The organism is Aeromonas aquatilis (assembly GCF_054052405.1).
This window is the reverse complement of the sequence record NZ_JBSTYP010000056.1, coordinates 25108-31279: the sequence shown is the minus strand read 5'-3', so window position 1 is coordinate 31279 and position 6172 is coordinate 25108. Positions and strand designations below refer to the sequence as shown.

Sequence of the window (6172 nt, the reverse complement as noted above, 5' to 3'; positions counted from 1 at the left end):
TCTCTGAGCATGGTGCAGTCCATTTATTGACCATGCAGCAATTAGATCAAACCCCGGGATCGGCGTCCAGGGGTTTGTCAGCAGTCTGAGGCGCCTGATGGCGCCTTTTTGCTCGTTGTCTCGTCCACATTGATGGCATGACTCAGGGCGAGAGCGGCTCGCGATGATACTCGGCGCAACCGCACTCGGGGCAGGTATCGAGCTGCTCGGGGTGCAGCACGGTATGGCGCCAGCCACACTGGTCGCACACCATGACCCCGAGCCCCACCCAGTCACCCGCTTCGTAAACACCCTTGTGCTCCAGCTCGTCGGCCAGCTCGCGCCACTCCACCTGGGCGCGGTCGGTCACATCCGCCAGCCAGGACCAGGCGGTGTCTTTGAGGGCCAGCATAAAGGCAGACTCTTCCACCTGCGCACTATCGTCATGGCGCCCCTCGTCATAGTTGCCAAGATCCCGCTTCACGTACTCGGCGATGAGCGCCAGTTCGTCCTGAGTCAGGTCGCTGGCAGCCTCCAGATAGGCCTGCACCTTGGCAATCATCCGGTTGAGGCGCTCCCCCTGAAACTCTTCAGTCTCTTGCCACTGTTTTTGCAGCTCGGCAATGAAGGCTTCGTACCCTTTTTGACGTTTGTCCATGGCTCTAACTCCTCTACTAAACCCTGATCTGGCCCGGCTTAAGGCCCAAGGGACGCTGGCGGTTGTTGCCGCCGCAGGATATGGGTATTCTATTGCGATTTCCCAGCTGATTTATCTATTCATTTCACAGATCCGGATGTCACCAATGCAAGAGCAATACGTTCCCCAATCAATCGAACCAGCAGTGCAAAAGCACTGGGATGCCAAGAAAACCTTCAAGGCCGTGGAGAAGGTAGACAAGGAGAAGTTCTACTGCCTGTCCATGTTCCCCTATCCGTCTGGTCGACTACACATGGGGCACGTTCGTAACTACACCATAGGTGATGTGATCTCCCGTTATCAACGCCTCAATGGCAAGAACGTGCTGCAACCCATAGGTTGGGATGCATTCGGTCTGCCGGCCGAGAACGCCGCGATCAAAAACAATACCGCACCGGCGCCCTGGACCTACGAAAACATCGAATACATGAAGAACCAGCTGAAGATGCTGGGTCTGGGTTATGACTGGGATCGTGAAGTCGCCACCTGCAAACCGGATTACTACCGCTGGGAACAGTGGTTCTTCACCAAGCTCTACGAGAAGGGTCTGGTCTACAAGAAGACCTCCTCCGTCAACTGGTGCCCGAACGACATGACAGTGCTGGCCAACGAGCAGGTGGTCGACAACTGCTGCTGGCGCTGTGACACCCCGGTGGAACAGAAAGAGATCCCCCAGTGGTTCATCAAGATCACCGACTACGCCGAAGAGCTGCTCAGCGACATCGACAATCTGGAAGGCTGGCCAGAGATGGTCAAGACCATGCAGCGCAACTGGATTGGCCGCTCCGAAGGGGTCAACATCAGCTTCGCCATCGAGGGTCAGGCTGATCAGCTGGAGGTCTACACCACCCGTCCGGACACCTTCATGGGCGTCACCTATGTCGGTATCGCCGCCGGTCACCCGCTGGCGCTGCAAGCCGCCCAGAACAACCCGGAGCTGGCCGCCTTCATCGAAGAGTGCAAGAACACCAAGGTAGCCGAAGCTGAACTGGCCACCATGGAGAAGAAGGGTATGGCCACCGGCCTCTACGCCATTCATCCGCTGGATGGCCGCAAGGTACCGGTCTGGGTCGCCAACTTCGTGCTGATGAACTACGGCACCGGCGCCGTGATGGCGGTTCCGGCCCACGACCAGCGTGACTTCGAATTCGCCACCAAATATGGCCTCGACATCAAGGCGGTGATCAAGCCGGTTGATGGCGACGTCGACGTGAGCGAAGCCGCTTACACCGAGAAGGGTGTACTGTTCAACTCCGGCGAGTTCGACGGTCTCGACTTCCAGGGCGCCTTCGATGCCATCGCCAACAAGCTCGAAGCCCTCGGCCACGGCAAGCGCACCGTCAACTTCCGTCTGCGCGACTGGGGTGTCTCCCGTCAGCGTTACTGGGGTGCCCCCATCCCGATGCTGACCCTGGCTGACGGCACAGTCGTGCCGACGCCGGAAGATCAACTGCCGGTGCTGCTGCCGGAAGATGTGGTGATGGACGGTATCCAGAGCCCGATCAAAGCTGACGCCGAGTGGGCCAAGACCACTTACAACGGTCAGGAAGCATTCCACGAGACCGATACCTTCGACACCTTCATGGAGTCCTCCTGGTACTACGCCCGCTACTGCTCCCCGGACTACGACAAGGGCATGCTGGATCCGGCTGCTGCCAACCACTGGCTGCCGGTGGATCAGTACATCGGCGGTATCGAGCACGCCTGTATGCACCTGCTCTACGCCCGCTTCTTCCACAAGCTGCTGCGTGATGCGGGTCTGGTCAACAGCGACGAGCCGTTCAAGCGCCTGCTCTGCCAGGGCATGGTGCTGGCCGATGCCTTCTACTACAAGGACGAGAAGGGCGGCAACGTCTGGGTCAGCCCGACCGACGTCAAGGTAGAGCGTGACGAGAAGGGTCGCATCACCAAGGCCATCGACAACGAAGGCCGTGAAGTGCTCCACTCCGGCATGACCAAGATGTCCAAGTCCAAGAACAACGGCATCGACCCGCAGCTGATGGTCGAGCGTTACGGCGCCGATACCGTCCGTCTGTTCATGATGTTCGCCTCCCCGGCCGAGATGACTCTGGAGTGGTCCGACTCCGGCGTAGAGGGTGCCCAGCGCTTCCTGCGTCGCCTGTGGCGCGTCACCTTCGAGCACGTCTCCGGTGGCGCCGTTGCCGCACTCGATGTCGCTGCTCTCACCAACGAGCAGAAAGCGGTACGCCGTGAACTGCACAAGACCATCGCCAAGGTGAGCGATGACGTGGGTCGCCGTCAGACCTTCAACACCGCCATCGCCGCCATCATGGAGCTGATGAACAATCTCTCCAAGCTGGGTTCAGAAGAGCAGGACCGCGCCCTGATGCAGGAAGCGCTGGAAGCCGTGGTGGTCATGCTCTACCCCATCACCCCGCACATCGGCTTCGAGCTGTGGAAGATGCTGGGCAAGGGCGACGACGTGGATCACGCAGCCTGGCCGGTGGCCGATGAAGCGGCCATGGTCGAGACCGAGAAGCTGGTGGTGGTGCAGATCAACGGCAAGATGCGCGGCAAGCTGACCGTACCGGCCGAGATCAGCCAGGCCGATGTCGAGAAGCTGGCGATGGCCGATGCCTCCGTGCAGAAGTTCACCGACGGCCTGACCGTGCGCAAGGTGATCTATGTACCGGGCAAGCTGCTCAACATCGTTGCTAACTGATCGGTTGCCAACTGATCATTGCCAATCTGTAACAGCAAACGGATGATAACGGCGGGCCCTGCGCCCGCCGCTTTCCCTTAATGCAAAGAGGATTTTCTATGGGCACCATCTTCACCCGCTGGATGGCCATCGTGCTGGCTGGTCTGCTGCTGCAAGGCTGCGGCTTTCACATGCGCGGCAACGGCATTCCGAGCGAGCTGATGACCATGAAGGTCGTGGGCGACAACAAGAGCGACTTCTACCGGATGGTGACCACCCGCCTGAAGGCCTCTGGCGTGACCCTGGCCGACAAGGAGGGCATTCCGGTGCTCACTCTGGGCGGTGTAGGCAGCACCAGTCAGGTCGCCTCGGTCAACGCCCTCGGGGTCGACACCGAGTATGTGCTGGGCTTTGGTACCCAATTCACCGTCTCGGTGCCGGGCAAGCCGACTCAGGTCTTCCCCATCAACTTCAACCGCAGCTTCCTCAACAAGCCGGATGCAGCGCTCGCCTCCTCCCGTGAGCAGGAGCAGCTCAACCGCGAAATGCAGGAGCAGGCGGCCAATCAGGTGATCCGGCAGTTGAGTCAGGTCAGCTTCTGATGCGGATCGACCCTGAACAATTTGGTGACGAGTCGCAGTTCAAGCAGCCAAAGCAGGCCGCTACTCTTGTGCGCCTTCATTTCAGTCAGGCAAGCTTCTGATGCGAATTTATCCCGAGCAATTTGGTGACCACCTCAAAGCAGGGCTTCGGCCCTGCTATCTCGTTTTTGGCGACGAGCCCCTGTTGCGACTGGAGGCCATCGATGCCATCCGTCAGGTCGCCCGCAAGCAGGGTTTCGATGAGCGCCACACCTTCGTGGTGGAGCAGGGGCTGGACTGGAATCAGGTCTACGATGCCTGTCAGGCGATGAGCCTCTTCTCCGCCCGCCAGATCATCGAGCTGGAGCTGCCCGCCAAGGTGGACAAGGATCTGGCCGCCCGTATCAGCGAAATTGGCAAACAGCTCCATCCCGACCTGCTGCTGGTACTGAGCGGCGGTCGCCTCAACCAGGCCCAGATGAAGGCAGCCTGGTTCGACAAACTCTACCAGATCGGCACCTATGTGCCGGTCAACCATCCGGAGCCCAAGTTTTTCCCGCGCTGGATGAGTGCCCGTTTTCAACGTTTCGGCCTCAAGGCGCTGCCGGATGCCATCAACTTCATGTGCCACTCCTATGAGGGCAACCTGCTGGCCGCGAGCCAGGAGATCGAGAAGCTGACCCTGCTCTCGCCGCCCCAGCCCATCAGCGTCACCTATCTGCAAGAGACCATTATCCGCCACGCCCACTTCACCCCGTTTCAGCTGGTCGATACCCTGCTGGAGGGCAAGGTGAACCGGGCCCAGCGCATTCTGGCCGCCCTGCGGGCCGAAGGCACCGAGCCAGGGATGCTGGCCTGGACCCTCTGTCGCGAGCTGGAGCAGCTGACCGAGCTGTCGCTGGCGATGCGGGGCGGCCAGCCGCTGGGGGAGCACTTCAGCCGCCTGCGCATCTGGCAAAGCCGCCAGCAGCTCATTCAGCAAGCACTGACCCGACTGCCATTTGCCAAGTTGCAGCAGCTGTGGCAACTGATGGCCCAGCTGGACGATGCCCAGCGCCGCTTCGATACCGAGCAGGCCTGGCTGATGCTGCAGACCATTGCCCTCGGCTTTCGTGATGGCACCCCGCTGCCGCTGGTGATGGAGAGCAGCCCGTGCTGAAGGCGCCCATTGGCCTGCTGGGGGGCACGTTCGATCCTATCCATATCGGCCATCTGCGCCCGGCCATCGAGGCGCGCGATACCCTCGGGCTGGCCGAGATGCAGCTGATCCCTAACCATATCCCGCCCCACCGTGCCAATCCGTTCTGCTCGAGCGAACAGCGTCTTGCCATGGTCAAACTGGCGGCAGCGGAGAACCACCACTTTGTGGTAGATGAGCGGGAGCTGCGACGAGACAAGCCCTCTTACACCATCGATACCCTGATCGAGCTGCGTCATGAACTGCCCGATACGCCGCTCTGTTTTCTGATGGGGATGGATTCCCTGCTGAGCCTGCCAAGCTGGCACCGCTGGCAGGAGCTGCTCGACTACGCCCATCTGGTGGTGAGCGTGCGGCCGGGCTGGCAACCGGATTATCCGGCCGAGGTGGCGCAGCTGCTGACGCGCCATCACACCACGGATGCCAACGCGCTGCATCAGCGTCTGGCCGGTCATATCTGGCTGGCGGACAACCAGCCCATCGAACTGTCAGCCACCCGACTGCGGGCCTTGCTGGATGCGGGGCAAGACACCCGCTACCTCTTGCCCGAGTCGGTTGCGCACTATATTGATCAACAGGGGCTCTACCGCGCCAACCGCCGCTAGCCCCTGTCGTAATCCCGCCCCACCCGATGGGAAACGGGAGTGACCATGATATAATCCGCCGCCCTGACGCAAACGCTGCGCGCCGGAATACAGGAGAGACTCATTGCAAGGCCAAGAATTGCATGCCTTTATCATCGACAAGATCGATGACATGAAAGGCCGCGACATCATCACCCTCGATGTACGCGGCAAATCCAGCATTACTGACACCATGATCATCTGTTCCGGCAACTCCAGTCGTCACGTCAGCGCCATTGCCCACCATCTGGCCAGCGAGGCCCGCCACGCGGGTCTGGATCTGCTGAGCGTGGAAGGGCAACTGAGCGGTGAATGGGTGCTGGTAGATATGGGCTCGGTGATCGTGCATGTGATGCAGGATGAACACCGTGACTTCTACCAACTGGAAAAGCTGTGGAGCGGTGCCGCTCAAATGAATACGCAATAAGAGCA

6 protein-coding genes are annotated in these 6172 nt (G+C 60.3%); 5 read left to right on the top strand and 1 reads right to left on the bottom strand.

Annotated features, from left to right (window positions below):
* Positions 1-142 precede the first annotated feature (142 nt).
* Positions 143-637 carry a zinc ribbon-containing protein gene (locus ACW5W8_RS18935; RefSeq protein WP_005348075.1) on the bottom strand — a complete coding sequence of 165 codons (495 nt, stop codon included), beginning with the start codon at positions 635-637 and terminating at the stop codon, positions 143-145.
* 145 nt (positions 638-782) lie between these two features.
* Between ACW5W8_RS18935 and leuS the strand changes: the two genes are divergently transcribed.
* The 5 genes from leuS (at position 783) to rsfS (ending at position 6167) form a co-directional block, all read left to right on the top strand.
* Complete coding sequence (gene leuS, locus ACW5W8_RS18930; protein ID WP_498629535.1) at positions 783-3359, top strand: leucine--tRNA ligase; 2577 nt, start codon at positions 783-785, stop codon at positions 3357-3359.
* Positions 3360-3457: 98 nt separating this feature from the next.
* Positions 3458-3940 carry an LPS-assembly lipoprotein LptE gene (locus ACW5W8_RS18925; protein WP_498629533.1) on the top strand — a complete coding sequence of 161 codons (483 nt, stop codon included), beginning with the start codon at positions 3458-3460 and terminating at the stop codon, positions 3938-3940.
* A 100-nt stretch (positions 3941-4040) separates the two neighbouring features.
* A complete protein-coding gene (gene holA, locus ACW5W8_RS18920; RefSeq protein WP_498629531.1) occupies positions 4041-5078 on the top strand; it encodes a DNA polymerase III subunit delta in 1038 nt (345 codons plus the stop codon).
* Positions 5072-5722, top strand: a complete 651-nt coding sequence (gene nadD, locus ACW5W8_RS18915) for a nicotinate-nucleotide adenylyltransferase (protein WP_498629529.1) — start codon at positions 5072-5074, stop codon at positions 5720-5722. Before holA ends, nadD begins: the two co-directional genes overlap by 7 nt.
* Before the next feature lie 103 nt (positions 5723-5825).
* On the top strand, positions 5826-6167 hold the full coding sequence (rsfS, locus tag ACW5W8_RS18910; protein ID WP_005335165.1) for a ribosome silencing factor: 342 nt from the start codon (positions 5826-5828) through the stop codon (positions 6165-6167).
* Positions 6168-6172 lie beyond the last annotated feature (5 nt).

Bases quoted from the DNA above. Each gene is read 5' to 3' on its own strand.
- ACW5W8_RS18925 (WP_498629533.1), top strand. From the start codon at position 3,458: ATGGGCACCATCTTCACCCGCTGGATGGCCATCGTGCTGGCTGGTCTG.
- ACW5W8_RS18935 (WP_005348075.1), bottom strand. From the start codon at position 637: ATGGACAAACGTCAAAAAGGGTACGAAGCCTTCATTGCCGAGCTGCAA.
- holA (WP_498629531.1), top strand. From the start codon at position 4,041: ATGCGAATTTATCCCGAGCAATTTGGTGACCACCTCAAAGCAGGGCTT.
- leuS (WP_498629535.1), top strand. From the start codon at position 783: ATGCAAGAGCAATACGTTCCCCAATCAATCGAACCAGCAGTGCAAAAG.